This is a genomic window from Micromonospora noduli, assembly GCF_003264365.1.
In the GTDB taxonomy this organism is placed as follows: Bacteria; Actinomycetota; Actinomycetes; order Mycobacteriales; family Micromonosporaceae; genus Micromonospora; species Micromonospora noduli.
This window is the reverse complement of the sequence record NZ_PYAK01000092.1, coordinates 1-13,677: the sequence shown is the minus strand read 5'-3', so window position 1 is coordinate 13,677 and position 13,677 is coordinate 1. Positions and strand designations below refer to the sequence as shown.

Here is a 13,677-nt window from a genome sequence, read left to right as displayed (position 1 = left end):
GGGGTGGGGGAGGGCCCGCGTGGCGGCACCCCGGCCAGACCGGCGCGTGAGCGTCCGGCACGGCCCGCCCCGGGTGCCCGTCCGGCGCGTACACCCCGGCCGGCCGGCGCCACCGACGGCCCGGCTCCAGTCGACCAGCCCGCGCCCGACGCAGGCTCGGCCGACCAGCCCGCGCCCGGCGCGACCGCGCCTGGCAAACCCGACACCGGTCCGGCTGCCGAAACCGTGCCCGGCGCAGGCCCGGCCGACCAGCCCGCGCCCGGCGCGACCGCACCTGGCGAGCCTGGCGAGGGCGCGGCCGCATCGGGTGGCGAGCCGATCGCGGACCCGCCGGGCCGCGATGGCCGGGGCGACCACGACGGGGGTACGGCCTGATGCCGCTCTGGGTGGAGTTGGTGATCCGGATCGGCGGCGTGGTGGTCGCGTTCCTCACCCTGCCGTTGCTTGTCGGCCAGGCCGAGCACAAGGTGATGGCGCACATGCAGGGCCGGCTCGGCCCGATGTACGCGGGCGGCTTCCACGGCTGGGCGCAACTCGTGGCCGACGGGGTCAAGTTCGTGCAGAAGGAGGACATCACCCCGCGCGAGGCGGACCGGGCGGTGTTCCGGTTGGCGCCGGCGGTGGCCCTGGTGCCCTACCTGCTGGTGTTGCTCGTCATTCCGCTCGGCCCGAACGACCTGGTCGGGCAACCGTTGGACATCGGCCTCTTCTTCGTGCTGGCAGTGGTCGGCGTCGGGGTGGTGGCGGTGCTGATGTCGGCGTGGGCGTCGGCCAACAAGTACAGCCTGCTGGGCGGTTTGCGCGGGGCGGCCCAGTTGCTCGGTTACGAGCTGCCGCTGGTGCTGGCCGCCGCGTCGGTGGCGATGGCGGCCGGCACGCTCAGCCTGTCGGGCATCGTCGAGGCGTGGCAGCCGTGGTGGCTGCTCTGGCAGGCACCCGCGATGATCATCTTTTTCGTTGCCGGGCTGGCCGAGATCCGTCGGCCACCGTTCGACATGCCGGTGGCCGACTCGGAGCTGGTCTTCGGCTACATGACCGAGTACACCGGTCTGCGGTTCGCGTTCTTCCTGCTCGCCGAGTACGTCGGCATCGTGGTGATCGCCGCGCTGACCACTGTGCTGTTCCTGGGTGGTTGGCAGGGTCCGTTCGCCGACGACCAGCTGGGCTGGCTCTGGACGCTGCTCAAGATCTTCGCGGTTTCCTTCGTGATCATCTGGCTCCGGGTCTCCTACCCCCGGCTACGCGAGGACCAACTCCAACGGCTCTGCTGGCTGGTCCTCGTACCCGCATCCCTGGCCCAACTGGTCCTCACCGCAGCCGTCCGCATCGCCCTGTAGACCCCCGCGCGACCGCGCAACGGGCGGTGAGGAACTTTGCATGATCGTGCTCGATCCTGGTTGTAGTGGTCTCGGCGATCTGGGAGGCCCCTGAATCCAGGATCGAGCACGATCGTTGCGACGGGTCAGCGCCCCTCTCACCGCAACGATCTTGCGGCGGGTGGGTGCCCCGGTCAGCGCAGGGGCGTGTGTGCGGGGTCGACGGGCTCGGCGGGGGGTGGGGGTGGGGTGCCGTCGCCGAAGGGACGGCCACCGAGCGCTTCCCGACCGTGTGGCGTGAGCCAGTTGGACAGGTCGGGGCCGAGCGGAACGATCCCGGTCGGGTTGATGTCGCGGTGCACCTCGTAGTAGTGCCGCTTGATGTGGTCGAAGTCGATCGTGTCGCCGAAACCGGGAGTCTGGAACAGGTCCCGGGCGTACGCCCACAGCACAGGCATCTCGCTCAGCTTCTGCCGGTTGCACTTGAAGTGGCCGTGGTAGACCGGATCGAAGCGGACCAGCGTGGTGAACAGTCGCACGTCGGCTTCGGTGATGGTGTCGCCGACAAGGTAGCGCTGGTCGGTCAACCGCTCGGTGAGCCAGTCCAGTCGGTCGAAGAGCTGGTGGTACGCCTTGTCGTACGCCTCCTGGCTGCCCGCGAACCCGCACCGGTAGACGCCGTTGTTGACGTCCCGGAACACCATGGCGTTGACCTCGTCGATCTGCTCCCGCAGGTGCTCGGGGTAGAGCTGCGGGGCGCCCTCGCGGTGGTACGCCCTCCACTGCGTGGACAGGTCCAGGCTCATCTGCGCGTAGTCGTTGGTCACCACCTGCCCGGTCGGCACGTCCACGATCGCCGGCACGGTGATGCCGCGCTCGTAGCCGGGGAAGCGCTTGAAGTACGCCTCCTGGATGCGCTCGATGCCGAGCACCGGGTCCCGGCCGTCCGGATAGAGGTCGAAGGTCCAGCTCCGAGCGTCGTGGGTCGGGCCGGCCACCGCCATCGAGATGGCGTCCTCCAGACCGAGCAACCGCCGCACGATGATCAGTCGGTTGGCCCACGGGCAGGCCCGGCTGACCGCCAGCCGGTACCGGCCCGGTTCGACCGGATAGCCGTCGCGCCCGTCCTCGGTGATCCGGGTGGCGATGTACCGCTGGTCGCGGGTGAACTCGCCGCCCGGCTCGACGTACTTGCCGCCTTTTTCCTCGCCCACGTCGCCCTCCCGGTCTGGTCAGTGTCTCTACCCAATCCTCGCGGATCTACGGCGCACCGTGGTCCCGGATACCCTGCCGGCATGACGGATGTGGAGGCGGCGGCCCGGCGGTTCATCGCCGATGTGTGGAATGCCCGCCAGGAGGAGTCGGCGTACGAGCTGGTCGCCGAGGAGTGCCCGGGGCTGGGCGGCACCGGGCCGGAGGCGACGTTGGCCTGGCATCGTGAGCGCCGGGCGGCCTTCCCGGACCTCCGCTACAAGATCGTCGACGTGGTCGCGGCCGGCGAGCGGGTGGCCGTGCACTGGCGGGCCGCCGGTACCCACGCCGGGCAGTTCGGGCCGGTGCCGCCGACCGGGCAGGTGGTCAGCTACTCGGGGGCGACGTTCCTGCGTTTCGACGCGGCGGGCCGGATCGTCGAGGTGTGGAGCTGCAACGAGCTGTTCCAGTTGCTGCAACAACTCGGCGTCGAGATGCTCCCACCGGCCGTCGTCAGCGGACCCGGGGCGTGATCCGGCTGATCGGCAGATTGATCGGAAAGGGCTCGCCGGTATCGACGAACTTTGTCCACCGCCCGGTCTCGGTGTAGACCTCGTTCACCGCGTCGATCCGGTAGGTCACGACCTCCAGCGCGCCTTCGGTCTCGATCCGCCAGTAGAAGGGGATGCCGGCCTGGGCGTACAGCGCCGGCTTCAACACCCGGTCGATCGAGCGGGTGCTCGGTGAGACGATCTCGATGGCAAGGACCACCTCATGCGGCTCGTACTTCGACGGCTCGCGGGCGGCGGCGACCGACGTGGTCACCAGAACGTCGGGGATGAACGAGCGGGTGCGGTTGATACGTACCGCTACCCCCTGGGTGACGTCGTAGTCGTCGGGGCAGTCGGCGTGCAGCTCGGCCATCAGTAGCCCAGCGATGATTTGATGCTTGCGGGTGGGGGAGGGGGACATCAGCAGCACTCCATCGAGCAGTTCCCGGCGGCGGCCATCCTCGGGCAGCGCGTCCAGATCGTCAGTCGTCCACCCGCTCTCGGGCGGGTAGTCGCTCTGCAGCGCGGCGGTCATGGCAGGTCCTTCCAGGTGCGCTCGTTCTCCCCGCGACCACGGTACCGCCGTCGACCTGTGGGTGGTGGTCGCGCGCGCCGTGGCCACAGGGCAGGATGGTCGACATGAGCGACCCCGGCGAGCGCGGTGACACCAGCGGACGCGGCCTTCCCGGCGCGGGCCTGGTGAAAGGGCTGGCGGTCACCCTCAAGACGATGACCAGCCGTTCGACCACCCAGCAGTACCCGGACACGGCTCCTGACCTGCCGCCACGCTCGCGCGGCGTGATCGCCCTGTCCGAGGAGAACTGCACGGTCTGCATGCTCTGCGCCCGCGAGTGTCCGGACTGGTGCATCTACATCGACTCGCACAAGGAGGAGGTGGTGGTGCCCGGCGCCGCCCGCCCCCGCCAGCGCAACGTGCTAGACAAGTTCGACATCGACTTCTCGCTCTGCATGTACTGCGGCATCTGCATCGAGGTCTGCCCGTTCGACGCGCTCTACTGGTCACCGGAGTTCGAGTACGCCGAGTACGACATCAAGGACCTGCTGCACGACAAGGACCACCTCGGTCAGTGGATGGCCACCGTCCCGCCGCCGCCCGCGCACGACCCGAACGGCGAGCCGGCCAAGGAGGAGACCTCCGCCGCGCGCAAGGCGGCCGCCGCACGTCCCGCTCCGCCAGCGGTACGCCCCGACGCCGACCAGGACCCGGCGTCGTGAGCGCCCGAGCCGGAAGGGCGCCCCGGTGACCGGCGCGGACGTGCTGCTGCTCGCCCTCGGCGCGGTGGCGGTCGGTGCCGGCGTGCTGGTGGTGACCACGAAACACCTGGTCCGGGCCGGGCTATACCTGGTGGTGTGCCTGGGCGCGTTGGCCGGTGACTTCCTGGTGCTCAGCGCCGAGCTGGTGGCCTGGGTGCAGGTGCTGATCTACGTAGGCGCGGTGGTGGTCCTGCTGCTGTTCGCGGTGATGCTGACCCGGGCCCCGATCGGTGCCTCCGACGACCTGGACCGGCCCGGCTGGCCGGCCGCGCTGATCGGTGGCGGCGCCGGGCTGGGGCTGACCGCCCTGCTGGTCGACGCGTACCGCTGGAGCACCGTGACGCTGCCCAGCGCCGGCACCGCCGAACGGCTGGGCGAGCAGATCTTCCAATCCTGGGTGCTGCCGTTCGAGGTGCTCTCGGTGCTGCTGCTCTCCGCGCTGGTGGGCGCGATCGTGCTGTCCCGCCCGGACATCGGCCGAGCCGCCCCGCAACGCGACAGCACGGCAGGCGACCTGGTCGACAGCGAGCCCGGGGGGCGCCGGTGAGGCCGGTCATCCCGTACGTCACCGCCGCGCTGCTGTTCGGCCTCGGCGTGTACGGCGTACTGCGCCGCCGCAACGCGGTGCTGGTGCTGATGTCGGTCGAGTTGATGCTCAACGCGGTCAACCTGATCCTGGTCACCGCTGACACCACCGCCCGCGCCGTGCTCCCGCACTCGGGGCAGGTCTTCGCGCTGTTCGTCATCGTCCTCGCCGCCGCCGAGATCGGGGTGGGGCTGGCGATCGTCCTTCAGCTTTACCGGCTGCGGGCGACCGTCGCGGTGGATGACGTGCCGCTGACCGAGTTGCCGGACCCCGTCGGTGGGCGCGAGCCGGCCGTCGGAGACCCGGAGGTGGGTCGGTGACCGGGCTGCTCGGTCTGCTGCTGCCCGCCGTACCGCTGGTCGCCGGGCTGCTCGGTCTGCTGCTGCCGCCGGCCCCTCGGCGGGACGGCGCGACCGGCGGCGACCGGGCCCGGACGGCCGCCGTGACGCTCGGCGTCGCCGGTGCGGCCGGCGCGCTGGCGCTGGCCGTCGCGCTGCTGCTCACTGTCGACGGGCCGACGGAGACGTCGGCCACCTGGGTGGACTTCGGCGGGCTGGCGGTGACCCTCGGCGTACGGCTGGACGGTGCCGCCGCGCTGGTCGCGGTGGCGGTCACCGCTGTCGCCCTGGCCGTGCAGGTCTATTCGATCGGCTACCTGCGGCGCGGCCCGCACGACGACGTCGACGTGGACCACCGCTACCCGCCCTACGCCGCCCAGATCAGCCTCTTCACCGGTGCCATGCTGCTGGTGGTGGTCGCCGGTGACCTGATCATGCTGTTGGTCGGCTGGGAGGTGATGGGCCTCTGCTCGTACCTCCTGATCGCCCACGACCGTCGACTGGCCGGCGCCCCCGCCGCCGCCATGAAGGCGTTCCTGGTGACCCGGGTCGGTGACGTCGGGTTCCTGCTCGGCATCGCGCTGCTGGGCGTGTCGACGGGCAGCTTCCGGATCGCCGACGTGCTCGCCCACGACCACTCCGGCGCGACGTTGACCGCTGCGGGCCTGCTGCTGCTCGCCGGTGTGGCCGGCAAGAGCGCGCAGTTCCCGCTGCACACCTGGCTGCCGGACGCGATGGCCGGTCCGACCCCGATCTCCGCGCTGATCCACGCCGCGACGATGGTCGCCGCCGGGGTGTACGCGGTGGCCCGGCTCTACCCGCTTTTCACCGCCGCGCCGGTGACGCTGACCGTGCTGGGCGTGCTCGGCGCGATCACGCTGCTGCTCGGCGCGCTCGCCGCCACCGCCCAGGACGACATCAAACGCGTGCTGGCCTGGTCGACAGTGTCCCAACTGGGTTACATGACCGGCGCGCTGGCGGTCGGTTCACCGTCGGCCGCACTGTTCCACCTGCTCACCCATGCCGCCTTCAAGGCGTTGCTGTTCCTCGCCGCCGGCGCGGTGATCCACGCCGTCGGCACCACCCTCATGTCGGAGATGGGCGGGTTGCGGCGCAGCATGCCGGTGACGTTCTGGTGCACTGTGGTGGGCCTGGGCGCGCTGGCCGGGGTGCCGCCGTTGGCCGGTTTCTGGAGCAAGGACGGCGTACTGACGGTCGCCGAGTCGGCCGCGCTGGAGGGCACCGGCCCGGCCCCGTCCTGGGTGGGCTGGATCGTCTGGATCGCCGGGCTGGTCGGCGTGGCGATCACCGCCTGGTACGCAGGTCGGCTGCTGCTGCGCGCCTTCTTCGGCACCCCGCGCCTGCCCCTGGTCCAGCCGCACGATCCGCCGGCCGTGCTGCGCTGGCCGGTGCTGCTGCTGGCCGTGCCGGCCGCGCTGCTCGGTCTGGCCGGGTTCGTCGGGGCGTTCGCCGACCGCCTACGGTTCCCCACCGTCCCGGTGGCGGGCTCCGAGGACGGCCTGGTCCACCTGGGGCCGGGGGTGCTGCTGCCGCTCGCGTTCCTGCTGCTCGGCGCCGCGCTGGTGACGCTGGGCTGGCGGCGCGACAAGGCCGCCGACCCGGCCGCGGCGCTGGGTCCGCTGCGGCCGGTCTTCGCCCGCGCGTTCCGGCTCGACGACGTCCAGCGCACCCTCGTGGTACGCCCCGTCCGCGCGCTGGCCCGCGCCGCGCGCACGAGTGACGAGGTGGTGGTGGACGGCGCCGTCGAGGGCAGCGGGCGAGCCGCGTCCGGTCTGGGCGCAGGGCTGGCCGCGCTGCACCGCGCGGCGCTGCCCCGGGCCGCCGCCGGCGTGCTGGCCGGCGCGCTGCTGATCGGCCTGGCCGCCGCCCTAATCGGAGGCATCCAGTGAGCGCGAGGATTGAGCCGGGTTTGCGAACCCCGCAGCCGCGAACAGAGGCGGTCCAATGACGTTCGGGCAGGGGTTGCTGGTAGCGGTGCTGGCGGTGCCGGCGTTGGGTGCGGTAGCGGTGGCGGCGACGCCCCGGGACCGGGCGGCCCGGCTGGTCGGCACGGTCGCGGCGGCGTTGACCCTGCTGGCCGCGGTGCCGCTGGTGTTCGGCGGTCGCGGCTGGGTCGCCTGGTCGGCGGACGCGCCGGCAGTGCGCCCGTGGCACCAACTGGACCTGCCCTGGGTGCCCGGTCTGGAGTTGCGCTTCCACCTCGGCGTCGACGGCATCTCCTGGCCGCTGGTGGTGTTGACCGCGCTGCTCACGTTGCTCTGCTGCGCGTACACGATGTGGCGGGTTCCGGACGGCGGCAGCGGCCGGGCGCTCGTCGCGCTGCTGCTGGTGGTCGAGGTGGGCATCCTGGGCACCTTCCTCGCCCTGGACCTGGTGTTGTTCTTCCTCTTCTTCGAGGTCGTCCTGCTGCCGATGTACGCGATCATCGCCGGCTGGGGTGGCGCGGACCGGCGTCGGGCGGCCCGGAAGTTCGCCCTCTACACGCTGTTCGGCTCGGTGCTGCTGCTGGTCGGCGTCTACGTCGTGGTCGCCGCCGCCGGCACCGCCGACCTGGTGACGTTGACCGGTGGCGCGGGGATGTCGCGGGGCACCCAGTTGGCCGCGTTCACGCTGCTCGCGTTGGCGTTCGCGGTGAAGAGCCCGCTGTGGCCGTTGCACTCCTGGCTGCCCGACGCGCACACCCAGGCACCCACCGTGGGCAGTGTCGTGTTGGCCGGTGTGCTGCTCAAGATGGGCACGTACGGCCTGATAAGGGTCGCGGTGGGAGTGGCGCCGGAGGGCGCCCGTTGGGCGGCGCCGGTGCTCGGCGTGCTCGCCGTCGCCGCGATCCTGATCGGTTCGCTGGTCTGCCTGGCCCAGTCGGACGTGAAGCGGCTCATCGCGTACTCCAGCGTGGGGCACATGGGCTTCGTGCTGCTGGGCGTCGCCACGCTGACCGCCACCGGCATCCAGGCGGCGTTGATCGGCAACGTCGCCCACGGGGTGATCACCGGCCTGCTGTTCTTCCTGGCCGGGGCGGTGAAGGACCGTACCGGCACGGGCACCCTCAATGAGCTGTCCGGGCTGCGGGAGACCGCGCCCCGGTTGGCGGGTCTGCTCGCGTTCGCGGCGATCGCGTCGCTGGGCCTGCCCGGGCTGGCCGGCTTCTGGGGCGAGGCGTTCGCGGTGATCGCCGCCGTGCAGGTGGGCGGCCCGCTCTGGACCACCCTCGGGGTGCTGGCGGCGGTCGGTGGGGCGCTCACCGCCGCGTACTTCCTGCGGTTGCTGCGCCAGGTCACCCACAATCGGCCGAGCCCCGCCGTCGGTCGGGTCGGCCCCGGCCTGGCCGGTGCGGAGTTGACCGCCTGGGTGCCGCTCGTGCTGCTCGCGTTGGCCATCGGGCTGGCGCCGACGCTGGTCCTCGGCGTCGCCGAGGCCCCCGTCGACGCCCTGATCGGGGTGGTTTCCCGGTGAGCGCGAGGAGTGCAGCGAAGCGGAGCCCCGCAGTCGCGAACGAAGGCAGGCTCAGATGAACGTCGTGCAGAGCGTGGACAGCGTCGCGCTGCTGCCGGCCTACCTGGCCGCCGGCACGGCCGTGCTCGTGCTCATCACCGATCTGCTCGTGGCCCGGCCACGGGCCACCATCGCCGTGGCCGCGCTCGGCGCGCTCGGCACCGCCGTCGGCTCCGCGCTGGTCGGGGCGGGTGCCGAGCGGCGGACGTTCTGCGTGGGCGCCGACTGCTCCTGGATCTTCGGCGGTCGCGCGGCAGTGGTCGCCGTGGTGATCGCGCTGCTCACAGTGGGCGTGCTCGGGCTGTCGGTGCCCGCGCTGCGGGCCGGGCGGTCACCCGTCGGGGAGTACGCCTTCCTGCTGGCCTGCTCGATGACCGGCGGCGTGGTGCTCGGCGCGGCCGGCGACCTGATCACGCTGATCGTCGCCCTGGAGACGCTGACCCTGCCGCTGTACGTGCTGGTCGGCCTGCGCCGGGGGAGCCTCGCGAGCGCCGAGGCGGCGGTGACCTTCTTCGTGGTCAGCGTGGTGGCGACCACGCTGACCCTGCTCGGCGCGGCGCTGCTGTACGCGGTGACCGGTGGGCTGCACCTGGACCGGCTCGGCGCGTTGCTCGCCGAGCAGCCGGAGCTGCGGGACCTGCCGTTGACCACCGCCGCGGTGGCGGTGCTGCTGGTCGGCCTGGCCTTCAAGGTGGCGGCGGTGCCGTTCCACGCCTGGGCACCGGCCACCTACGACGGCGCGCCGCTGCCGGTGGCCGCGTACCTGTCCACCGCGTCGAAGCTGGGCGGCCTGGTCGCCCTGCTCGCCGTGGTGCAACGGGCGCTGCCGGCGGACCAGACCGGTCCGGTGCTCGCAGTGCTCGCCGTGCTCACCATGACCGTCGGCAACCTGGTCGCCCTGCGTCAGCGGCGGACCGTCCGGCTGCTCGCCTGGTCGTCCGTCGCGCAGGCCGGGTACATCCTCGCCCCGCTGGGAGCGTTGGCGCTGGCCGCCGGACGCACGGACGAGGCACGCTCCGCCGCGTACGCGGCCGCCATCGCGTACGCCGTGTTCTTCGTGGTGTTGGAGCTGGCCGCGTTCGCCGGAGTGACAGCACTGCGGCCGGTGGGTGCGGACGGCGGCACGCTGGACGACCTGCGCGGGGCAGCCCGGCGGCACCCGTGGCGAGCTGCGGCGTTCGGTCTCGCGTTGGTGGGTCTGGCTGGTCTGCCGCCGGGGCTGGCCGGCCTGTTCGCGAAGGTGACAGTGGTCCGGGCGCTGCTGGACGGTGGCGCGGCCTGGCTGGCGCTGGTGGTGGCGCTGAACGCCGTGATCGGGCTCGCCTACTACCTGCGGGTGACCGCCGCGCTCTGGGCGCCGCCCACGACGCCCGGCCCGGCCGCGGCGCTCGCCGGTGGCGGAGTGTCGGGCGTACCCGTGGTGGGTGTGGTGGCGGTGGTGCTGGCGGTGGCGACGGTGGCCGCCGTGGTGCTCGGCCTCGCCCCGCAGCTGGTGCTTGACCTGGCCGGCCGCTGACCCCACCTGGGCCCCGGTCTCAGTCAACTCTCAGCGTTGAGACGGATGGTTGGTGGGTACCGGGTTGTTACACCGGTCAGCGGATCCCGGCGATCCGTGCACCGAAGGAGACATCGTGCACCACAACCGTCTGAAGACCGCAGCGCTGCTCGGCCTGCTCAGCGCCCTGATCCTGGCGGTGGGCTACTGGTTCGGCGGCAGCGGTGGCCTGGTCATCGCCGTCCTCGTGTCTCTGGTCATGAACGGCGTCACCTACTTCTACTCCGACAAGCTCGCACTGCGCTCGATGGGGGCGCAACCGGTCACCGAGGCGCAGTTCCCCGAGCTGTACCGGATGGTCCGGGAGTTGGCCACCGACGCCCGGCAGCCGATGCCGCGGCTCTACGTCAGCCCCACCTCGCAGCCCAACGCGTTCGCCACCGGTCGCAACCCGCAGCACGCGGCCGTCTGCGTCACCCAGGGCATCACCGAGATCCTCGACTACCGTGAGCTGCGCGGCGTGATCGGGCACGAGCTGTCCCACGTCTACAACCGGGACATCCTGATCTCCAGCGTGGCGGCCGGCCTGGCCAGCATCATCACCCTGCTGGCGAACCTCGCCTTCTTCATCCCGCTGGGCGGCGGGGACGACGAGGACCGACCCAACCCGGCTGTGCTGCTGCTCACCCTGATCCTGGGCCCGATCGCGGCCACGGTGATCCAGTTGGCGATCAGCCGGAGCCGCGAGTTCCAGGCGGACGCCTCCGGCGCCGAGCTGAGCCGCGACCCGCTGGCCCTGGCCAGCGCGCTGCGCAAGATCGACGCGGTGGCCCGACGCCGGCCGTTGCCGGCCCAGGGCCAGCTCACCAGCACCGCCCACCTCATGATCGCCAACCCGTTCCGGGGCGGCGGCATGGCAGCGCTCTTCTCCACCCACCCGAAGATGGAGGACCGCGTCGCCCGGCTGGAGCAGATGGCCCGCAACTCGGGGCCGGTGCAGTTCCAGCGGTGACCCGCTGATCCACCGCCTCCGCCCGTACCCGGCCGCGCCGGGTACGGGCGGATCGCTGTATCGGAGGCTATTCCGCTGTCCTGCTGCCAGGCGGCGGCGTTAGGGTCATAACGGCTCACGCTCATTACATCCTCGGGAGGTTCACGGTGACCGCGCTGCGTCAGTACCTGGGTGTCTGGCGGATCCCCGGCGCGCCCATGCTGCTGATCACCGGCATCATCGGGCGGCTCGGAATCGGCATGACCCCGCTGGCGCTGCTCCTGGTCGTCGAACAGGTGACCGGGCGCTACTCGCTGGCCGCCATCGCCGGCGGCATCTACGCCCTCGCCGGGGCCGCGCTCAGCCCGGTGGCCGGACGGATCGCCGACCGGGTCGGCCCCAGCCCCGTCCTGCTGCTCACCGCCGTGGCCCACCCGCTGGCGCTCATCGGGCTGCTGCTGGCCAGCCGCTCCGGCGACGACGCGCTCCCCGTCATCTACCTCACCGCAGGCGTGGCCGGCGCCACCTACCCGCCGCTCAGCGCCGCCATCCGAGGCGCCTGGAACGACCTGACCGGCCCCAACTCCGGCCGATACCACCTCCGCAACACCGCGCTGGCCGCCGAGACCACACTGTTCGAAATCGTCTTCGTCCTCGGCCCACTGCTCGTCGCCGGGTTCGTCCTCGTCGCCGACGCGGCGGCCGCGCTGATCGGTGCGGCCGTGGTCACCCTGGTCGGCACCACCGCCGTGGCCCTCGGCCGGGTCATGCGCGGCTGGCGTCCGCACCCGCAGGAACACCACGCCCGCGGGCTCGGCCCACTACGGGTCCCCGGCTTCCCAGCCCTGCTGATCTGCGTCGCCGGCCTGGGCATCGCATTCGGGGCCGCCGGTGTGATCGTGCCGGCATTCGCGAGCGACCACGCCACCGGCGACCCGGAAAGCCTCGCCGGCGTCCTGCTCGCGGTCTGGGGGGTCGGCAGTGCCATCGGTGGGCTCTGGTTCGGCGTCCGCAAGCCAGCACCGAACATGACCCGACAGTTCGCCCTGCTGCTCGCTGCGCTGGCCGCCACCTTCGCCGTGTTCGCGGTGATGCCCACCCCGCTCGCGCTGGGTGTCGCGCTGGTCGTCGGCGGGGCCACCATCGCGCCCGCGCTGACCCTGGAGAACACCCTGGTCGGCCGGATCGCCCCGACCGGCATGTTGAACGAGGCGTACACCTGGGTGGTCACCGTCGCAGTGGCGTCGAGCGCCGCCGGCGGCTCGGTGGCCGGCGTGATCGTGGACCACGCCGGCGGCGTCCGCTGGGCGTTCCTGTTCGCCGGGGCGGCGGTCGCCGTCGGGGCCGCGGTCGCCGCACTACCCGCCGGGCCCATCGCCCGTGCGGAAACCACTGCGGTACGCGCCGAACACCCCGTCCCCGTCTGACCGCGCAACTCGGTCGGCTCGCGTCGCGGTTGGTCCGTGCCGCGGTTGGTCCGAGCCGCGGTTGGTCCGTGCCGCGGTTGGTCCGTGCCGCGGTTGGTCCGTTCCTTGGTTGGTTGTCCTTGATCGACTCGGGTTTCTGAATGTCGCGGTGTCCCGGTCGCCCGGATGCCCCGACTTTCAGGAACCCGAGTCGATCTCAGCCGGACGCGCTGCGCCCGGGGACCGGATCGCTGGAGACAGCCGTCAGCGGTAGTTGTTGAACTGGAGGGCGACGCCGAAGTCCTCGCCCTTGAGCAGCGAGATGACCGCCTGGAGGTCGTCCCTCTTCTTGCCGGTAACCCGCAGCTGGTCGCCCTGGATCTGCGCCTGCACGCCCTTGGGGCCCTCTTCGCGAATCTTCTTGCTGATCGCCTTGGCCTTGTCCGTCTCGATGCCCTGGATCACCTTGCAGTCGATCTTGAAGATCTTGCCCGACGGGCGCGGCTCCCCAGCATCCAGCGACTTCAGCGAGATGTTCCGCTTGACGAGCTTCTCCTTGAACACGTCCAGTGCGGCGCGGACGCGCTCCTCGGTCTCCGCCTGAAGGCCGATCGCCTCCTCGCCTGACCAGGAGATCTCAGCGCCAGTGCCGCGGAAGTCGAATCGCGTCGCAAGCTCCTTCTCCGCCTGCCGGAGGGCGTTGTCGACCTCCTGACGGTCAACCTTGCTCACGATGTCGAACGACGGGTTCGCTGCCATGTTTCTGCTCCTGCTGTCCGGCGGTCTGGGCCTGCCGTCGGCCGCCGACCAGCGGCACGACCCCCTGACCGTACCCGGTTGCGTAGGCGCCGGGGGGAGCCGCTATCCTTGCTTCCGCCGCCGCGTTACGACGCGGTGGGGTGCCCTGGCGGGTTGCCCGAGCGGCCAATGGGAGCGGACTGTAAATCCGTCGCGAAAGCTTCAGAGGTTCGAATCCTCTACCCGCCACCAGGTGCGGACACGGCCCCTGACCAGC

At 71.8% G+C, this 13,677-nt stretch carries 13 protein-coding genes, 1 tRNA gene and 1 pseudogene; 12 read left to right on the top strand and 3 right to left on the bottom strand.

All coding sequences use genetic code 11. The annotated features are described in order from the left end of the window. Positions 1 to 375, top strand: a pseudogene (locus GUI43_RS34835) (hypothetical protein); the annotation flags it as partial. Continuing rightward, positions 375 to 1,337 (top strand): complex I subunit 1/NuoH family protein, encoded by a 963-nt coding sequence (locus GUI43_RS31780; protein WP_091402514.1) that lies wholly within the window; start codon positions 375 to 377, stop codon positions 1,335 to 1,337. The pseudogene GUI43_RS34835 and the gene GUI43_RS31780, both read left to right, overlap by 1 nt. 173 nt (positions 1,338 to 1,510) lie before the next feature. Here the strand turns inward: GUI43_RS31780 and GUI43_RS31775 are convergent, their stop codons facing one another. Next, positions 1,511 to 2,530, bottom strand: a complete 1,020-nt coding sequence (locus GUI43_RS31775; protein WP_112700495.1) for a glutathione S-transferase family protein — start codon at positions 2,528 to 2,530, stop codon at positions 1,511 to 1,513. Between the two features lie 81 nt (positions 2,531 to 2,611). Here GUI43_RS31775 and GUI43_RS31770 point away from each other — a divergent pair, with 81 nt between their 5' ends. After that, a complete protein-coding gene (locus tag GUI43_RS31770; protein WP_112700493.1) occupies positions 2,612 to 3,040 on the top strand; it encodes an ester cyclase in 429 nt (142 codons plus the stop codon). Here GUI43_RS31770 and GUI43_RS31765 read toward each other — a convergent pair. Further along, a complete protein-coding gene (locus tag GUI43_RS31765; RefSeq protein WP_112584778.1) occupies positions 3,021 to 3,593 on the bottom strand; it encodes a Uma2 family endonuclease in 573 nt (190 codons plus the stop codon). The two genes, GUI43_RS31770 and GUI43_RS31765, sit on opposite strands and share 20 nt — an antisense overlap. A 95-nt stretch (positions 3,594 to 3,688) precedes the next feature. On the opposite strand from GUI43_RS31765, the gene GUI43_RS31760 reads away from it, so the two are divergent. From GUI43_RS31760 to GUI43_RS31725, 8 genes are all read left to right on the top strand, one after another. Next, complete coding sequence (locus GUI43_RS31760; protein ID WP_112584780.1) at positions 3,689 to 4,294, top strand: NuoI/complex I 23 kDa subunit family protein; 606 nt, start codon at positions 3,689 to 3,691, stop codon at positions 4,292 to 4,294. Between the two features lie 25 nt (positions 4,295 to 4,319). Continuing rightward, complete coding sequence (locus tag GUI43_RS31755) at positions 4,320 to 4,880, top strand: NADH-quinone oxidoreductase subunit J family protein (protein WP_112584782.1); 561 nt, start codon at positions 4,320 to 4,322, stop codon at positions 4,878 to 4,880. Continuing rightward, positions 4,877 to 5,239 (top strand): NADH-quinone oxidoreductase subunit NuoK, encoded by a 363-nt coding sequence (gene nuoK, locus GUI43_RS31750; RefSeq protein ID WP_112700491.1) that lies wholly within the window; start codon positions 4,877 to 4,879, stop codon positions 5,237 to 5,239. Before GUI43_RS31755 ends, nuoK begins: the two co-directional genes overlap by 4 nt. Continuing rightward, positions 5,236 to 7,167, top strand: coding sequence for an NADH-quinone oxidoreductase subunit 5 family protein (locus GUI43_RS31745; RefSeq protein WP_112700489.1), 1,932 nt, complete (start codon positions 5,236 to 5,238; stop codon positions 7,165 to 7,167). Before nuoK ends, GUI43_RS31745 begins: the two co-directional genes overlap by 4 nt. A gap of 55 nt (positions 7,168 to 7,222) precedes the next feature. Further along, the gene (locus tag GUI43_RS31740; protein ID WP_112605381.1) at positions 7,223 to 8,731 is read left to right on the top strand and encodes a complex I subunit 4 family protein; all 1,509 of its coding nucleotides are present in this window, start codon (positions 7,223 to 7,225) and stop codon (positions 8,729 to 8,731) included. Positions 8,732 to 8,786: 55 nt separating this feature from the next. Then, complete coding sequence (locus GUI43_RS31735) at positions 8,787 to 10,286, top strand: NADH-quinone oxidoreductase subunit N (protein ID WP_112700487.1); 1,500 nt, start codon at positions 8,787 to 8,789, stop codon at positions 10,284 to 10,286. Between the two features lie 115 nt (positions 10,287 to 10,401). Continuing rightward, positions 10,402 to 11,277, top strand: coding sequence for a zinc metalloprotease HtpX (htpX, locus tag GUI43_RS31730; protein WP_112700485.1), 876 nt, complete (start codon positions 10,402 to 10,404; stop codon positions 11,275 to 11,277). Positions 11,278 to 11,423: 146 nt separating this feature from the next. Next, on the top strand, positions 11,424 to 12,683 hold the full coding sequence (locus tag GUI43_RS31725; protein WP_112605384.1) for an MFS transporter: 1,260 nt from the start codon (positions 11,424 to 11,426) through the stop codon (positions 12,681 to 12,683). A gap of 243 nt (positions 12,684 to 12,926) precedes the next feature. Here GUI43_RS31725 and GUI43_RS31720 read toward each other — a convergent pair whose 3' ends face one another. Then, positions 12,927 to 13,421, bottom strand: coding sequence for a YajQ family cyclic di-GMP-binding protein (locus GUI43_RS31720; RefSeq protein WP_091402478.1), 495 nt, complete (start codon positions 13,419 to 13,421; stop codon positions 12,927 to 12,929). 147 nt (positions 13,422 to 13,568) lie between these two features. On the opposite strand from GUI43_RS31720, the gene GUI43_RS31715 reads away from it, so the two are divergent. Continuing rightward, positions 13,569 to 13,652: transfer RNA gene (locus GUI43_RS31715), tRNA-Tyr, on the top strand. Positions 13,653 to 13,677 lie beyond the last annotated feature (25 nt).

Excerpts from the sequence above, each read along its gene's own strand:
- GUI43_RS31780 (WP_091402514.1), top strand. The coding sequence starts at position 375 with ATGCCGCTCTGGGTGGAGTTGGTGATCCGGATCGGCGGCGTGGTGGTC.
- GUI43_RS31770 (WP_112700493.1), top strand. The coding sequence starts at position 2,612 with ATGACGGATGTGGAGGCGGCGGCCCGGCGGTTCATCGCCGATGTGTGG.
- GUI43_RS31765 (WP_112584778.1), bottom strand. The coding sequence starts at position 3,593 with ATGACCGCCGCGCTGCAGAGCGACTACCCGCCCGAGAGCGGGTGGACG.
- GUI43_RS31760 (WP_112584780.1), top strand. The coding sequence starts at position 3,689 with ATGGTCGACATGAGCGACCCCGGCGAGCGCGGTGACACCAGCGGACGC.
- GUI43_RS31740 (WP_112605381.1), top strand. The coding sequence starts at position 7,223 with ATGACGTTCGGGCAGGGGTTGCTGGTAGCGGTGCTGGCGGTGCCGGCG.
- GUI43_RS31735 (WP_112700487.1), top strand. The coding sequence starts at position 8,787 with ATGAACGTCGTGCAGAGCGTGGACAGCGTCGCGCTGCTGCCGGCCTAC.
- GUI43_RS31720 (WP_091402478.1), bottom strand. The coding sequence starts at position 13,421 with ATGGCAGCGAACCCGTCGTTCGACATCGTGAGCAAGGTTGACCGTCAG.